Raw genomic sequence first — 15,819 nt, 5'->3', positions numbered from 1 at the left:
CATTTTACCTAATTTTATGAGTACCCCTGATCAGGGGTGATTGATATTCACAGAACGCCAGTGCATTGAAAAAAGTTTTAAATCTGCACAAAAAGCCAGTTGAACGAATAGCGATTCAAAAACAAAGGTTGCTCAGCACAATCGTGCCCGCAACCTTTGTCAAGTATATAATGAATAAAAAATGGGTGCTTAATCTTTATTTTCCTTTTTGTAAGCCAAGTAGAATACGATGGGCAGAATGGAGAAGGAAAGGATCATACAGATAATCAATCCACCGACAATCATAATGGCCAGCGGTTTCTGAATTTCTGAGCCCATGCCATTGGACAAAGCCGCAGGCAATAAACCCATGGCCCCCATTAGTGCAATCATTAAGATCGGTCTGATCCGGCTTTTTACGGCTTCATAAATAGCAGGTTTCAAACCCATTTTGTGCAGCAGATTTTCTTTCATGACACCTATTAGAACAATCCCGTCGATCGTGGCCACGCCAAAGAGGATAATAAAACCGATACCCGCCGAAATGCCGAATGTCGTCCCCGTAATCCATAGCGAGACAAACCCGCCGATAAATGCAAACGCAAGCGTCAGGGAGGAGATCGCGGTATCTTTTAGGTTACCAAAATTGGCATAAAGCAAGAGCAAGATCAATAGCAGAGACACCGGTACCACGTTCATCAACTGCTTGGTGGCCCTTTCCTTACTTTCGAACTCACCAGCCCAGACAACCTTGTAGGACTTAGGCAATTTAACATCAGCTGCGATCTGTTTTTTTGCATCCGCAATGGTACTCCCCAGATCCCGGCCTTCGATATTAAATCCAACACCGATGTAACGTGAATTTCCGTCGCGATAGATAAATGCCGGTCCGGTGTGATAATCGATGGTTGCAATTTCCCGCAGCGGCACCTTCTGGTCGTTCATCGTCGGAATAATGATGTTTCCGATCTTTTCTGGGCTGTCCCGATATTGTTTCTGAAAGCGTAGGCGCACATCAAAGATCCGCTCATTGTCGTAAAAATGCGTCACAGACTGCCCACCTATGGTCATCTCGATGACCGACTGAACATCCTTGGTGGACACACCATATTTTGCCATCTTCGAATCGTGCAGCTGAATCCGTAGTTCCGGTAAGCCTATATTTTTAAATACATTCACATCCGTGATGCCATCCACCTTCTTGAGCGATTGCGCAAAACTATTCGCTTTATTCTCCAGGTCCTGCAGGTTTTCACCAAAAATCTTGATTACCAGCGGGCTTTTCACCCCGGCCACATACTCCTCCACATTATCCTGGATCGGCTGGCTGAAACCAAAATTGATCCCCGGAAAGGTCTGCAGGCTATCCCGCATCTGTGCGATCAATTTCTCCTTGGGTATCTTCCGCTTCCAGGCCCCTTCAGGTTTCAACTCAATGTTAAATTCAATATTGAAAAATCCAGTGGGATCGGTGCCGTCATTGGGCCGGCCCGTCTGCGTCATAATAAAATCAATTTCATCAAATTGGTCGATCAATTTTGTTTTCATTGTTTTTGTCAACTTAACAGATTCCTCCAGGTTGACACTATTGGGTAAGGTAGCACGAACGTATATGGCACCTTCGTTGAGCTTGGGCAAAAATTCCGAACCGTAATGGCTAAACCGCACGATACAAACAATCAGGGTCAATCCAAAAATTGCCAATGTCCATTTTGGATGGTCAAAGGCCTTTTTAAATCCTTTGAAAATAACGTTGCGGCTTACTTTCGTGATTTTATTTTCATCCTCTTTAATATTCTTTTTCAGCAGGTACTTACACATGGCCGGCACGTAGGTCAGACTCAGGATCAAGGAGCCCAATAAAGCGTAGCCCAAGGTAAAGGCCAAGGGTGAAAACATTTTCCCTTCCACCTTTTGGAAAGAGAAAATAGGTGTCAGTGCGACAATCAGGATCAATAGCGCAAAAAAGATATATCCCGCTACCGAACCTGCACTTTTTTTGATGATACCGAGTTTGGATACCTTGTTGAAACGCGCTGTTCCGAGCCGGTGGGCCTCCCGTTCCAAGGAGACAAAAACAGTCTCCACGATGACCAGCGTCCCTTCGAGCAGCAAACCAAAGTCCAATGCCCCCATGGAAATCAGATTTGCCGGCAGCCCTTGAATCTTCAATAAGATAATTGCAAACAGAAAGGCCAATGGAATCACCGAAGCGACAATAAAAGTTGTCTTCCAGTTGTTCAAAAAGATAAAGACGATGATTGACACCAGAATAACACCCTCAATCAGGTTTTTCGACACCGTATGCACCGTGTTGTTCACCAATTTTGTGCGGTCAATTACCGGTTCGATCCTGACATTTTCCGGCAAGATACGACCGTTCAGTTCCGCAATTTTTTCTTTCAGCCGTGTCACTACCGCCGATGGGTTTTCACCCCGGAGCATAATGACGATACCCTGTACCAGATCATCCTCCTGATTGAGCCCCACCTGTCCGAGCCGTGGTTTTGCCCCCAATTCGATCTCAGCCACATGCTTGACCAGGATGGGCGTATTGCCCACCACTTTGATCAAAATATTGCCAATATCTTCTATTTTATCCAGCAAGCCCACACCACGTACCACATAGGCCTGATTTCCTTTTTGTATTACATCGCCACCCACATTGATATTTGAGCGCGATACCGCCTCATATACATCCAATGGAGACAGGTTATAATTGGCCAGTTCCGTTGGATTGATCTTGATTTCATAGATCTTTTCCTCACCGCCAAAGCTCACGACATCCGCTACCCCCGGTACCCCGACCAGCTCCCGTTCGATCACCCAATCCTGAATGGCAGATACCTCCTTAATGGGCAGATTGCTCTTGACCACATAGCGAAAGATTTCCCCTGTAGCGCCCGAAGGCGGTTCAATCGAACTTTCGGCCCCCTCTGGTAGATCAATGGACCGCATCTTATTGCCCGCATACTGCTGCGCATAGAAGTCTTCCACGTCCTCCTCAAACTGCACCGTTACGACAGAAAGCCCAAAAAGCGAGATGGAACGTACGTCGGTCTTCTTCGGAATGGTATTCATTTCCTTGGTGACCGGCAGTGTGACAAACTTCTCAATTTCTTCGGCACTGCGCCCCGGCCACTGCGTAATGATCCGGACGCGGGTATTGGTCACGTCCGGAAAAGCTTCAATCGGTGTATGCAGGTAGGCGTAAATTCCACCGAACAATAGGGCCAGCGTAAAAAACAGGACCAGCAAAGAGTGTTTCAGTGAAAATGAAACGATATTTTGTACAACTTTCTTCATCCCTATCTGTTCATCAATTCATCAAATACAATCAGTTCATTTTCGGTCAGCACGCGGTCTCCAGCCGCTAACCCTGTTTCGACAAAAGCATACGTTTCGTTTTCCGAAACGATATCAACAGCTTTTACAGCCAGGTCACAGTCGCTTCTATAGATCACCACATAATTCTGGTTGTTATGCAGGATAACCGCATCTTTGGGTATTGCCAGCAAGTGTTGCTTCTGCCCTGCGGTTCCCTTCTCGACCAATACATCCACGCTCATACCCGGTTTTAATCTTAAATCCTTGTTGAGCAGCTTGACACGCGCTTTGACCACCCGTTCTTCGGGATCAAAAAAGTTGGCCACCTGATCAATATAGCCTTCAAAATATTCGCCTTTATAAGCCAAGGTTGTGATCTTTACATGCGCCCCATTTTTGACGAAGGGCAAGTTATTTGCATAAATATTTACCGTTACCCAGACCTCATTCAGGTTGCTGATGGACAATAATTCCGTGTCGTCACCTACCGTCATTCCCGGACTCACCTTTTTATCGACGATATAACCAGATTTGGGCGCGCGGATATAAAAAACACCATGTTCCGATGAGCCGTTCAGCAGTTTCATATTGGCTTTCACATGCTGGATCCCAATCTGCACCGCCTTCAATTCACTCTCCAGCTCTTCCAGCTCCCGCTGCGAAGCCATCCCATCCTGGAGCATGCTGCGCATACTATTCACTTTACTTTCAGCCAGATGCTTACTGTTTTCCAGCTCACGGAGTTCCTTGCTCAGATCATTCACCGATGTCCCCTTGAGCGATACCAATAGCTGCCCCTTTTCGACATAGTCACCCATATTGACAGCGACAGCCTGTACCATGCCCTGGATTGGACTCTTTAAGGCCGCGAGTTCATCCTGGTTGTATTGGATTACACCATTGAGGGCAATCTGTTCGGACACGTCCCGCTTTTGGATCGAATCAATTTTAATATGGCGTTTGAAATCCTCATTTAGGCAAAAACCTGTCGTGCCTACAGTCTGTTGCTCCTCCTTTTGCATTGACTGGCAGCCCAGCAAGAAGCAAATAGACAAAACCATGAATGGCAATAAAAAATTAACCTTCATCAGCTAATATCCTTTCCGACTAAATAGGTTAGTTCTTCCTTGTACTGCAAGTATTTAGCCCTTCGTTCCAATAGTGATTCTTTATTTTCCATATAATTATTGATAAAGTCTATAAATTCAACGATCGTAAGTCGCTGTTGCTGAAAATTGCGTACATACCGTTCCAGAGCCACATCCAGCTGACCGTCAAATCCATTGTCCGTAGTTTTTAAACTCGCTTCCAGATTGCTTAGACGCGATGAAAGAAAATCGATCTCCCGCTCAATATCGATGCGGAACTGCTCGATTTCAACTTTATTTTTTTCCAGTTCCAATGTAGCGACCCGGATGTTTCCTTGATTCCTATTAAACAGCGGCAGATCCATGGAGACGCCCACGCCCATAAAATCGCGCATAATGTTACCACCCCGGTCATAATTCAGGGAGACCTGTAGATCCGGTACCCGTTCTGCCTTCGCTATATCCAGCTGGGCCTGGCCTTTCTTAAATTCATTGTGGATGATTTTATAGTCGCTGCGATTATCCAGCGCCATGATTTTCCATTCGTTTTGTCTGATTGCAATAAAAGCAGGGCTTCCTAATGTATCCGCAATGGAAAGCGCCTTGCCTTTCGCTCCCAGATAGCGTGCAACAGCGTTCATTTTTGCAATTTTCTCCTGCTGGATTTCATTCAATTTATTACCAAAGGCGATAGTCTCGCTCTGGATCCTGAGGAAGTCCATTTCGCTGACATTGCCTGCTTTCCATTGATTTTGGTACGATTGTGCCAACTTATGGAAAATATCGACCTGATTGGCGTAGAGCCGCTCTTTCTCTTGCAGCACCTGTAATTCCAGGCATTGGCTACGGAGGTCATATTTCAGATTCCGGAGCAATTCCTCAAACTGAAGTTGCGCATTCACTTTTTCCAGAAGCTGCAGCTGTACCCGCTTTTTCCTTTTGCCGGCCAGTTCAATCGTCTGCTCCAGTTCGATCTGCACCTGTTGGTGTCGCCCATAGTTTCCGATCAGGGCAGGCAGGGATTCACTGGAAGAGTTTTTCCAGAGATTGACCTCACTAATTGAAATATTCGGGTTGGGCCATAATTTCGCCTGCAATACTGCGGCCTCAGCCTGCTTTAGCTGAAAGCGCTGCGCCATTAAGCTTAGGTTATGTGCCAGGAACACCTGTTCTATCTCCGATTTTTGCAAGCGGTTTTCGGCCAGTTCCTGAGCAAATAGCTTGGAGTTCAAGCCAAGAAGAATAACGAATGCAATGCCTATTTTTCTCACTTTATTTTGTATTTCCACAAAACTAAGCCTGACGGATTACAGACAACTTTAGCCTAAATTAAAGTTTGATTAGAAAAGATTAGAGAAGGATTAGAATTTTGGAAAGAGCAGCGATACCGTAGTCCCCATATCATCTGAATGAATATCAAAGTCTACCCCCTGGTCTTTAAAGACAATCTGTGCGAAAGAGAGCCCTATGCCACTTCCTTTTACATCACCTACATTCGATCCACGGTAAAAGGTCTGCTTCACGGCCTCGAGCTCGGCTGCGGGGATACCAATTCCATGATCGATGATCTGCAGGGATAAGCGTCCATTGAGGGTGGCCAGTTGCATCAGTACTTCCTTTCCATCCGCATATTTGAGCGCATTTTCAACCAAGTTGGAGATCGACAGCGTGATGAGCATCCGATTGCCGCGGAAATTAAAATACTGCGGGTCATCCACCTGGAGATCTACTTTCAAGGGTACGGTAAATGTTCTGGCAAACTTAGGCACCAGTTCCCACACCACTTCGTCTATGCGAAAGACCTCCATGGAACGTTTCAGTGCCTGGTCTTCTGTCAGCAATAGAAAATTGCCGATCAAGTGATTTAGAAAATTTACATGTTCGGTGATGGTCGCCGCCAGCTCCTGATACTCTTGCTGACTGCGTGCTTTTGCTCCAAAAACCTCCATGGACCCCAAAATCCCGGCCAAAGGTGTACGAAACTCATGGGAGACGTAGCTCACAAAATTCTTTCGAATAATCATATTTTCACTGATCCGGCGCAGGAGCGCATTATAACTTTCGATCAGATCCTGTAGTTCATCCTTCGTCTTTATGACCGTCAGGGGTTCCTGGATCGTATTTAAATCCTTATGACGAATTTCCGCAATCACCTTGCGAATGGGGAGATATGCATATTTGCTCAGCCAGACCGATAGCAAGACAATACTGATCAATGCTACAAGAAACACCATAATAAGCGTAAACAACAAGCGGTTTAATTGATGGCCGAAATCCGCATTTGACTCCTTGACAAACACAAAAAAATCACCCTGGTTATCGGGGTAATACAAGCCAAAATAAAAGCTATCGTCTGTTTTAAAATAAATTGTTTTCTCCGATTTCAACTGGGTCAGCAGATGTTGATCGATTTGACTGTCATTTCGCATGCCCCCATACTTTACTTGACCATCCGCATTATAGACAGCCACCATGGCCCGCTTGACCAGACTTTCATATTGGTTTTTGGACTCTAAATGCTTTAGCGGACTCTGTTCATCCGCCTCCAGGTAATAGATTCCCGCTATCTTGGCATTTTTCTCAAGCGAGCTTATCAGATGTCGTTCGGAGGAGTTATAAAATATCCAGTAGATAACCATCGTTGCAAGCCCAAAAATGATCGTGAAGACCAACGAAGTAAAAAGTGTAAGTCTTGTCTTTAAATTCATGGTCAGTCCGTTTTGAGCATATACCCTACCCCTTTGACCGTCTTGATCAGGGATATATCAGCTCCATCATCAATTTTACCACGCAGATAAGAAACATACACGTCCACGACATTTGTGTTATTATCAAAATCAATCCCCCAGACGGCTTGTAATATTGCTGTACGCGAAAGCGTTTTATTGCGGTTTTCGATCAGAAATTTAAACAGCTTAAATTCTTTGGGCGAGAGATCGACAGGTTGGTCCCCCTTATGGACTTCGTAGCGGTCCAGATCCACTTTCAGATCCCGAATTGCGATGCTCCCCTCATTTGCCGTTATTTTATAGTTTTCCCTACGGACCAAAGCTTTGATGCGGCTGACCAGCTCCTTAAACGAAAAAGGTTTGACGAGATAATCATCGGCACCGCTATCCAGTGCCTCCACCTTATCATCTATTTCGCCCAACGCACTGATAATTAAAATTGGAATATGGTTTTTGCGGTAGCGCAGCATCTTCGTAAACTGGATCCCATCAATACCGGGTAGCATAATATCCAGCACCACGATATCTAGGGACGCCACATTGGTCCATTCCCGTGCAGCTTCAGCTGATTCAGCCAAAATGACCTGGTGCCCCAGTTCCTCGAGCCCTTTAACCACAAAACTACTTATACGACGATCGTCTTCAACCAATAGTATCTGCATATACTCAGTTTATTTGATGCGGGAGTATATTAGTACGAATTCCCGCCGGAATCTTACAAGTATACGAATTTACAAATTAATCCATTGGACAGACCGCCGACCATGAAAGTACCTTCTTGCTGTGCGAATCCACATCTGGAACATCTATTTTCAAGAATGACGGCCATATTCAGCTAGCCAACCGAGGCCTACGAAGCCGGTTCTTACCACCTGTTATTTTAGGCAGCGCGCGGTGACCAGCAATTGCCCAACATGGCGTTGTGCATGTTCGGCAGCATGAAACAGGAGGCCGATCAACGTTGTTGGAATGCGCTTCCGTCCCAGAAAACGCTCCTCGGTCAACGTGCCGGGATCAACAGCAGCTAAGATTTGTAAGGCCTTTTCGATCTGCAGCTGTAAGTTTTGGACCAAAGTAGCCACATCCAACTCCATATCCACGATGCTTTCCCGTCGGAGATAATCAAGCTGTTCTGCGGAAAGCGATTGCCCTGCCGCATAAGTAAACATGCGGTCGATCACACCGCTCATATGCAGCAGGTGAAATCCGATACTGGCATTGCCACAGGGACGCGCCCAAAGCTGCTCAGGCGATAGCTGCTGGGTATATTTTACGGTATCCTCCCCTACTTGCAATAAGGCATGTGCCACCGGTTGCAAGAGATCCGGAATCCCAGCAATTGGTCCACGCATCCATACTTCTAAATTTTCCATCAGTTTAAGTAACCTATTTTCTTTTACATGTACTCTTTAATGCCCAAGCGATCAATACCGGCTGGAAAAATAAACGGGCAAGGCGCTTCCCATCGCTGTCCAGTCCGAAACCATCCCGGTGTTCAGTATATTGCGCGATATTGCCCGGAAACACCGCAACAAAAAAAGCCGCTGCAATTTTACCCACGGCAGCACGCTGTTTACCCCTGGCCAATAGCAGCGCCGTGCCCAGGGCAATTTCAGCAAAACCGGAATAGACCACCGTATCGTCCTTAGAGATCGGTACCCAATCCGGTACCTGCGCCTGAAATTCCTTCCGGGCAAAGGTCAGGTGCCCGATTCCTGCCACGATTAAAAAAGCACCTAAGCCATAGCGGGCGACCGTTTGAATATAAGATTTTTCCATAACCTTTTTTATTAGAAGACAGTACAGGGCGAAAATAGTTTGATAGGACAAATAAGATTTCAAAAATATCCCCGATAAGGTATAAAAAACAGCAAAAGCAAATATACTATACCCGAAGTGGTATAAATAATTTATTTTTACTTATATTTATATCAGAAAAGGTATAGATATGGATTCATTGCAATTATTTGTAAAACAAAAACGGAAGGAACTAAAGCTTACTCAAGAAGATTTGGCATTTAATGCTGGGGTAGGTTTACGTTTTGTCCGTGACCTTGAACAAGGAAAAAAAACACTTCGGTTAGATAAAGTAAATGATGTATTAGCTTTATTTGGTAAAGAGGTTGGCGTAGTGGATAAAATTAGAGCATAATGGCGCGTGAAGCAAAAATATATTTTCAAGATCAATTAGCAGGATATCTAATTGAAACCGATCGTGGTTATTCATTTAACTACGATCAAAATTATATCAGAACAGCCGATCCTAAGCCTATCAGTTTAACCCTACCGATTTCGGAACACGCGTACCACAGCAATGTGCTTTTTCCCTTTTTTGACGGTCTGATTCCAGAGGGATGGTTATTGGAAATAGGTGAAAAGTATTGGAAACTCAATCCCCGAGACCGCTTTGAATTATTGATTAATCTATGTCGGGACACCATTGGGGCCGTTTCCGTCTATCCGATGGAGGCGGAAGATCATGCTTAATTGTTTATTTTGCTACCAGCCAGTTGAAAGTGGGGAATACCATATTGCATGCTCAAAAAAGTTTTTTGGCACAGCCCAAGTTCCTTATCTGGAATTAGATAGGGAAAAATTAAATAAATTAGCTCAAATAACTGTAAATGAAAGACTGGCGTTAACCGGCGTGCAACCCAAGATATCACTTAGTTTAAATGGGGAAAAGGGTAGTAAACGACTAACACTTGTCGGCTTATGGGGAGAATATATCCTTAAGCCCCAATCTACAGATTTTCTTTTTATGCCTGAAGTAGAAGATTTAACAATGCATTTGGCTAAGCTATTTAAAATAGAAACTGCTGAGCACTCACTGATACGAACAGCTACTGGAGAATTAGCATATATCACAAAACGATTTGACCGAAAAAAGGGGAAGAAAATTCATATTGAAGATTTATGCCAATTATCGCAGCTACTGACAGAGCAAAAATACAATAGCTCTTATGAGCGAGTGGGGAAAATCATCAGACAATTTACTACAAATTCCGGACTAGATGCTATCAAATACTTTAGATTAGTGCTGTTTAGTTTCCTCACTGGTAATAACGACATGCACCTAAAAAACTTTTCATTAATTCATCATAATAACAATATTTTACTATCGCCTGCGTATGATCTCCTAAATGTGAACTTGATCTTCCCGAAAGACAAGGACGATATGGCCTTAACGTTGGGAGGTCGCAAAAGAAAGATTAAGCAATCTGACTTTAACCAATTAGCTTCAAGTTTAGGAATTTCTGATTTAGTTCGGAATAATATCTACAGCGACTTTTCAAAACATGCCGATAAAATTCCCATTTGGATTGATTGTAGCTTTTTAACTGAGGAATATAAGGAACAATACGCAAAGGTGGTTACCCATAAATTCAATCAAATCGAATTGTAGATTTATCCGCTTATTTATTTAGCTTCCAAGTTTCTTTCCCAAATGTTTCCAGAATCTATCTGAAACTTTACCCTGTAGCATTTTCTGTTTCCAGGCTTAAGACAGCCTGGACGACAAAAAACAAGTCAACAACAGATGTAATAGAACTTAGTAAAATAGCAAACATGAAAAAATTAACCTGGTTAGCTGCTATCCTGATGACAGGCAGCGCATTGACATTTATGGCATGTGACAAAGACGATCCGATTGAAACAACAACAAGCTATGCCGAATTGCCGCAGGCAGGCAAAGCAATTCTTGAATCCTATTTTGGAAGCCATGCTGTCGCCCGCGTCATCCGCAAAAACATACCCGATACCGATGGTACCCTGTATGAGGTGAGGTTGACCAGCGGCATCGAGATTGACCTGGACAAAGATGGCAACTGGACCGATATCGACGGGAATAATCAAAAACTACCCGACGCATTAATTCCATCACCCATATTGAACTATGTCACTAAGCAATACCCTGCTCCCCTGTTTATCGAAGGGATTGACAAAGAACCTTATGGTTACCAAATCGACTTGTCCAATGACCTGGATTTAAAATTTACCGCCGAGGGAGCTTTCATTGGTCTTGATGATTAAATGTCAGACAAAAAAGGGACTTACCATACGATAAGTCCCTAACAAGTAAAAAACAAAAATTATATTATTGACGATCCCAGCCGCCACCAAGAGATCTATATATGGCGACACTTGCTTTGAGCTGATTGGCTTTCTTTTCCACCAGTTCAAATTTGGATTCCAAGGCATCGCGCTGCGTCAGCAACACCTCCATATAATCCGCTCGCGCATATTTAAACAGATCATTGGAGATGTCGATAGATTCTTTGAGCGCATCCACCTCCCGGGTCTTGATTGCCAGCCCATTCTCCAGGTTTTTAATTTTGGAAAGCTGGTTAGCCACTTCGATATAAGCCGCTAATATGGTTTGCTCATAATGGTATACCGCCTGCACCTGCCGTGCATTGGCATTGTAATACGCCGCTTTGATCGCCCTTTTGTTGATCAAAGGGGCAGTAAGGTCGCCGACAAGTGAGGACAGAAAAGATTCCGGCTTAATGAGATAGGTCGGATCGAAAGCCTGTAAGCCTACGCCAGCCGCAATATCCAGCGAAGGATAAAATCGCGCTTTCGCCGATTTGATATCCAGTTTGGAAGCCGCCAGCTCATATTCCGCCTGTTTGATATCCGGTCTATTTTCCAGCAGATCAGATGGGATGCCCGTATAGACAGTCTGCGGAACAAGCTTGTCAAACGCTTCATGATCCCGTTGTACCGGCTGCGGAAAACGTCCCACAAGGTAATTGATCCTGTTTTCTGTTTCGGTTATTTGCTGTTTGATATCATATTGCATCCCCTGTGTTTTCAGGATCTGCGCCTCGAATCTTTTGACTGCGAGCTTATTGGAGCGGGCATTCTTTTTCAGGTCATTGACTACCGTAAGAGCATCATTTTGGATTTTCACGTTCTCATTGATGACCAGGAGCTCATTATCCAGGGCCAGGAGCTCATAATACGCATCCGCAATTTCGGAGATCAGGTGCGTCACCATAAAGTTCTTCCCTTCGACGCTGGCAAAATAGCGTTGCAGCTGTGCTTTGCTAGCATTGTGCAGTTTGCCCCAGATATCCGTTTCCCACTTGGCCTGTACACCGACGCCAAAATCAAACAGCGGTTCGGGCATTTCCCGGCCCGGTTCAATTTCCGTATTCTTCTCCATCGCGCCAATATTGGTGTATCGGCTCACTTTGTCCACACCGGCACCTACCTTGACGCCTACCGAAGGTAAATATTCCCCTTTTTTGGCACTGACCTCGTTTTTGGCCATCTCGATTTCCTGAAGCATAATATGGAGCTCCTGGTTGTTGGCCAGTGCCAGGCTGATCAGTCCCTGTAGGTGCGGATCATTAAAATAACTGTTCCACTTGATTTTTCCCGTATTTGTGGAGTCGCTTGCAGCAGTCCCATACTGCTCGGGTACCGATCTATTTTCAGCACGTTGTTGTATTTCCAGGGGTTTGCAGGCCGCAAAACTAAGCAAGAAAAGCGCGAAACCCGTATATTGATAGATTCTATTCTTATTCATAATGTATCATGTCTTCGCTTAAAGGTGAATCGTCTTCGGCCTGGATCATCTTTCTTCCGTCAGCCAATTTTGCAAAAATGTAGTAAAGTCCCGGAATGACGATTACGCCAAAGATTGTTCCGACGAGCATACCGCCCAATGCAGAAGCTCCGATGGTATGGTTTCCGATGGCTCCGGCACCGTTCGCAAAGACCAGCGGCACAAGCCCGGCAATAAAGGCGAACGAAGTCATCAAAATCGGCCTGAACCGTGCCCGTGACCCCTCGATGGCCGCCTCCAGGATCGTATCCCCAGCCTGGCGGCGTTTGACGGCGAATTCGACGATCAGTACAGCATTTTTACCCAGTAGACCAATAATCATGATCAAACCGACCTGTGCATAGATGTCGTTCTCAAGGCCCATGGCTTTCAAGAGGAAAAATGAGCCAAACACCCCGACCGGTAAGGATAACAATACCGCAAAGGGAATAATAAAACTCTCGTATTGCGCGGCCAGCACCAAGTAGACAAAGACCAATACGACAAGGAAGACATAAATCGCTTCATTTCCGCGCTGCGCCTCGTCATAGGACAAGCCCTCCCAGGCCACTTTATAGCCGTGCGGTAAGGTGGCAAGCGCAGTCTCGTTGATCGCCTGAATGGCATCGGCCGTTGTGTAGCCATTAGCCGGAAGCCCGCGGACCGCAGCAGAGTTGTACATATTGTAACGGGTGATCTCATTGGGTCCCTGCGTTTTTTTCAAGGTCATGAAGGCCGAATAAGGCACCATCTGATCATGGTCATTTTTGACATACAGGTTCAAGATATCCGAAGGCAGCCTTCTAAATTCGGGCGATGACTGCACATACACTTTGAAAAATTGGCCAAAGCGGATAAAGCCCTGTTCGTAGGTACTACCGATCAGAATATTGAGGTTGTCCATGGCTTTACCGATTGAGACTCCTTTTTGCATGGCGGCATTATTGTCGAACACCAATTCATATTGCGGATAATTCGCAGCAAAGAAGGTGAAGACCCCCGTCAGCTCCTTGCGTTTTTTAAGTTCAGCAATAAAAGCTTTGTTTACCTTATCGAAATCCTGATAGTCTGTGGTTCTATTCAAATCGAGTAAGCGCATGGAGAAACCACCCGAAGAACCGAAACCGGGAACAGCCGGCGGTTCGAAAAACTCTACGGTCGCCCCGAGGTTTTTTGATTTTTCTTCAAGTTCCTCCATGATTTCTTTGACCGAGTGCTCCCGTTCACTCCAGGTCTTCAGGTTGATCAAACAAGTTCCCGCATTTGAGCCACGGCCTTCGGTCATGATTTCATAGCCGGCAAGGGATGATACCGACTCTACCCCATCCACATCTTCACAGATCTTCTGCAATTCGCGGGAAAGCTTATTGGTTTGTTCGAGCGTCGATCCCGGTGGCGTCTGGATAATGGCATAGATCGTTCCCTGATCCTCACTCGGTATAAAACCACCCGGAAGTGTTTTGTTGATGAAGAAAGTCCCCACACAGAAAACAGCCAAGATCCCCCAGGTGACAACTCTACGGCTGGCGATTTTCCGGAGAAGGGACGCATAAGAACCCGTTACCTTGTCAAAGCTACGGTTAAAAGCATCGAGTGCTTTGGTAAATAGATTTGATTTCTTGGGTTTCCCATGGTTATTTTTGAGCAGCATTGCTGCGAGCACCGGTGTCAGTGTAAGTGCCACCACGGCCGAGATCACAATAGCGCTCGCCATGGTAATGGAAAACTGCCGGTAGAACGTTCCTACGGGGCCTGTCATAAAAGAAATCGGGATAAACACCGCCACCATGACCGCCGTAATGGCGATGATCGCACCTGCGATTTCAGCCATTACCTCCTTAACGGCCTTGTAAGGCGAGATCGCACTCTCCTCCATCTTGGCATGCACAGCTTCAATGACGACAATGGCATTATCCACCACAATCCCAATGGCCAGCACCAGTGCAAACAGGGTGACCAGGTTGATCGACATGCCAAACCATTGGATGACAAAGAATGTACCGATCAAGGATACCGGCACCGCGATAATCGGGATTAACGTGGAACGCCAGTCGCCCAGGAAGATAAAGACCACAATAGCCACCAGGATAAAGGCATCGCGCAGGGTATGCATTACCTGTTCGATCGAGGCATCCAAAAACTGCGATACGTCATAGCTGATTTTATAGTCTACGCCCGGAGGGAAGTTGCCTTTCATCTCCGCCAGCTTCGCTTTCACATCTTTGATGACATCGTTGGCATTACTACCATAATTTTGCTTGAGTACGATGGAAGCCGAGGGATGCCCATCCAGATTCGAATAGATATCAAAAAATTCACTGCCCAGTTCGACTTTGCCCACATCTTTCAGTTTGATGTTTTCACCTTCCGTATTTGCGCGGACGATAATATTTTCATATTCTTCGGGGGTATTATATTGTCCTTTGTACGTCAATACATATTCCAGGGATTGAGCGGCAATACCCGAGCTCTGTCCCAATCGGCCCGGCCGGCCGATGATACTTTGCTCTCCGATGGCTTTCATGACCTCATCCACCGACAAGCTATAGGCACGCATCCGGTCAGGATTTAACCAGATCCGCATGGCATACCGCCGGCTCCCCAAGATCTGGGATTTGGCGATCCCATGGATCCGGTTGATTTCAGGAATGATATTGACCGTGGCGTAGTTGTACAGAAACTTTTCGTCCATACTTTTGCTGGTGCTGTACAGGTTGACATACATCAACATACTGGGCTGGATCGGATTGACGATCACCCCCTCCTTTTGTACCAGTTCGGGCAAGAGCGGCATCACCTGATCCACCCTTGTTTTGACCAGTACGACCGCATCATTAGGATCGGTTCCCGGATCAAAGACAACGTTAACGGTGGCCTCGCCGGCGCTGGTTGCATCTGTGGCGATATAACGCATGCCCTGCACCCCGTTGATGGCATTTTCTAAGGTAATCAGCGAAGATTTGACCAGTACATCCGCACTGGCGCCAGGATAGGCAATGGAAACCGCTACCGTAGTCGGTGCGATCTTCGGAAATTGTTCGGTAGGAAGCTGCTTAATCGCCAGCCCACCGATAAATAGGATGACAACCGATATGACAATAGCAAATACCGGTCGATGAATTACTTTTTTAAACATAGT

The 15,819-nt window shown here is 45.5% G+C and carries 13 protein-coding genes; 4 read left to right on the top strand and 9 right to left on the bottom strand.

Annotation, left to right across the window (positions count from 1 at the left end; translation table 11 throughout):
* Positions 1-189: 189 nt before the first annotated feature.
* The 7 genes from HPC41_RS18390 to HPC41_RS18360 form a co-directional block, all read right to left on the bottom strand.
* Complete coding sequence (locus HPC41_RS18390; protein ID WP_172395484.1) at positions 190-3,285, bottom strand: efflux RND transporter permease subunit; 3,096 nt, start codon at positions 3,283-3,285, stop codon at positions 190-192.
* Positions 3,286-3,287: 2 nt separating this feature from the next.
* The gene (locus tag HPC41_RS18385) at positions 3,288-4,394 is read right to left on the bottom strand and encodes an efflux RND transporter periplasmic adaptor subunit (protein WP_172395483.1); all 1,107 of its coding nucleotides are present in this window, start codon (positions 4,392-4,394) and stop codon (positions 3,288-3,290) included.
* Positions 4,394-5,665 carry a TolC family protein gene (locus HPC41_RS18380; RefSeq protein ID WP_172395482.1) on the bottom strand — a complete coding sequence of 424 codons (1,272 nt, stop codon included), beginning with the start codon at positions 5,663-5,665 and terminating at the stop codon, positions 4,394-4,396. The genes HPC41_RS18385 and HPC41_RS18380 overlap by 1 nt, the downstream gene beginning before the upstream one ends.
* A gap of 90 nt (positions 5,666-5,755) precedes the next feature.
* On the bottom strand, positions 5,756-7,102 hold the full coding sequence (locus HPC41_RS18375; RefSeq protein WP_172395481.1) for a sensor histidine kinase: 1,347 nt from the start codon (positions 7,100-7,102) through the stop codon (positions 5,756-5,758).
* Between the two features lie 2 nt (positions 7,103-7,104).
* The gene (locus tag HPC41_RS18370; protein WP_172395480.1) at positions 7,105-7,785 is read right to left on the bottom strand and encodes a response regulator transcription factor; all 681 of its coding nucleotides are present in this window, start codon (positions 7,783-7,785) and stop codon (positions 7,105-7,107) included.
* Positions 7,786-7,998: 213 nt separating this feature from the next.
* Positions 7,999-8,475 (bottom strand): DinB family protein, encoded by a 477-nt coding sequence (locus tag HPC41_RS18365; RefSeq protein WP_246250860.1) that lies wholly within the window; start codon positions 8,473-8,475, stop codon positions 7,999-8,001.
* A 34-nt stretch (positions 8,476-8,509) separates the two neighbouring features.
* Positions 8,510-8,965, bottom strand: coding sequence for a DoxX family protein (locus HPC41_RS18360; RefSeq protein WP_343043849.1), 456 nt, complete (start codon positions 8,963-8,965; stop codon positions 8,510-8,512).
* Between the two features lie 106 nt (positions 8,966-9,071).
* Here HPC41_RS18360 and HPC41_RS18355 point away from each other — a divergent pair, with 106 nt between their 5' ends.
* From HPC41_RS18355 to HPC41_RS18340, 4 genes are all read left to right on the top strand, one after another.
* Positions 9,072-9,275, top strand: coding sequence for a type II toxin-antitoxin system Y4mF family antitoxin (locus HPC41_RS18355; RefSeq protein WP_108635610.1), 204 nt, complete (start codon positions 9,072-9,074; stop codon positions 9,273-9,275).
* Positions 9,275-9,610 (top strand): HipA N-terminal domain-containing protein, encoded by a 336-nt coding sequence (locus tag HPC41_RS18350; RefSeq protein ID WP_108635609.1) that lies wholly within the window; start codon positions 9,275-9,277, stop codon positions 9,608-9,610. The genes HPC41_RS18355 and HPC41_RS18350 overlap by 1 nt, the downstream gene beginning before the upstream one ends.
* Positions 9,603-10,529 carry a HipA domain-containing protein gene (locus HPC41_RS18345; protein ID WP_172395478.1) on the top strand — a complete coding sequence of 309 codons (927 nt, stop codon included), beginning with the start codon at positions 9,603-9,605 and terminating at the stop codon, positions 10,527-10,529. The genes HPC41_RS18350 and HPC41_RS18345 overlap by 8 nt, the downstream gene beginning before the upstream one ends.
* A 164-nt stretch (positions 10,530-10,693) precedes the next feature.
* Positions 10,694-11,158, top strand: a complete 465-nt coding sequence (locus HPC41_RS18340) for a PepSY-like domain-containing protein (protein WP_172395477.1) — start codon at positions 10,694-10,696, stop codon at positions 11,156-11,158.
* 64 nt (positions 11,159-11,222) lie between these two features.
* Here HPC41_RS18340 and HPC41_RS18335 read toward each other — a convergent pair whose 3' ends face one another.
* Both HPC41_RS18335 and HPC41_RS18330 read right to left on the bottom strand, forming a co-directional pair.
* Positions 11,223-12,662, bottom strand: coding sequence for a TolC family protein (locus HPC41_RS18335; RefSeq protein WP_172395476.1), 1,440 nt, complete (start codon positions 12,660-12,662; stop codon positions 11,223-11,225).
* Positions 12,655-15,816, bottom strand: coding sequence for an efflux RND transporter permease subunit (locus HPC41_RS18330; RefSeq protein ID WP_172395475.1), 3,162 nt, complete (start codon positions 15,814-15,816; stop codon positions 12,655-12,657). The genes HPC41_RS18335 and HPC41_RS18330 overlap by 8 nt, the downstream gene beginning before the upstream one ends.
* Positions 15,817-15,819 lie beyond the last annotated feature (3 nt).

The sequence above is a fragment of the Sphingobacterium prati genome, from assembly GCF_013167215.1.
Lineage (GTDB): Bacteria > Bacteroidota > Bacteroidia > Sphingobacteriales > Sphingobacteriaceae > Sphingobacterium > Sphingobacterium prati.
The sequence above is the reverse complement of the archived record's forward strand: the minus strand, read 5'-3'. Positions and strand labels throughout refer to the sequence as shown.

Coding starts and splice junctions, on each gene's coding strand:
- HPC41_RS18385 (WP_172395483.1), bottom strand. CDS start 4,394: ATGAAGGTTAATTTTTTATTGCCATTCATGGTTTTGTCTATTTGCTTC.
- HPC41_RS18375 (WP_172395481.1), bottom strand. CDS start 7,102: ATGAATTTAAAGACAAGACTTACACTTTTTACTTCGTTGGTCTTCACG.
- HPC41_RS18355 (WP_108635610.1), top strand. CDS start 9,072: ATGGATTCATTGCAATTATTTGTAAAACAAAAACGGAAGGAACTAAAG.
- HPC41_RS18365 (WP_246250860.1), bottom strand. CDS start 8,475: ATGCGTGGACCAATTGCTGGGATTCCGGATCTCTTGCAACCGGTGGCA.
- HPC41_RS18335 (WP_172395476.1), bottom strand. CDS start 12,662: ATGAATAAGAATAGAATCTATCAATATACGGGTTTCGCGCTTTTCTTG.
- HPC41_RS18390 (WP_172395484.1), bottom strand. CDS start 3,285: ATGAAGAAAGTTGTACAAAATATCGTTTCATTTTCACTGAAACACTCT.
- HPC41_RS18345 (WP_172395478.1), top strand. CDS start 9,603: ATGCTTAATTGTTTATTTTGCTACCAGCCAGTTGAAAGTGGGGAATAC.
- HPC41_RS18340 (WP_172395477.1), top strand. CDS start 10,694: ATGAAAAAATTAACCTGGTTAGCTGCTATCCTGATGACAGGCAGCGCA.
- HPC41_RS18350 (WP_108635609.1), top strand. CDS start 9,275: ATGGCGCGTGAAGCAAAAATATATTTTCAAGATCAATTAGCAGGATAT.
- HPC41_RS18370 (WP_172395480.1), bottom strand. CDS start 7,785: ATGCAGATACTATTGGTTGAAGACGATCGTCGTATAAGTAGTTTTGTG.
- HPC41_RS18330 (WP_172395475.1), bottom strand. CDS start 15,816: ATGTTTAAAAAAGTAATTCATCGACCGGTATTTGCTATTGTCATATCG.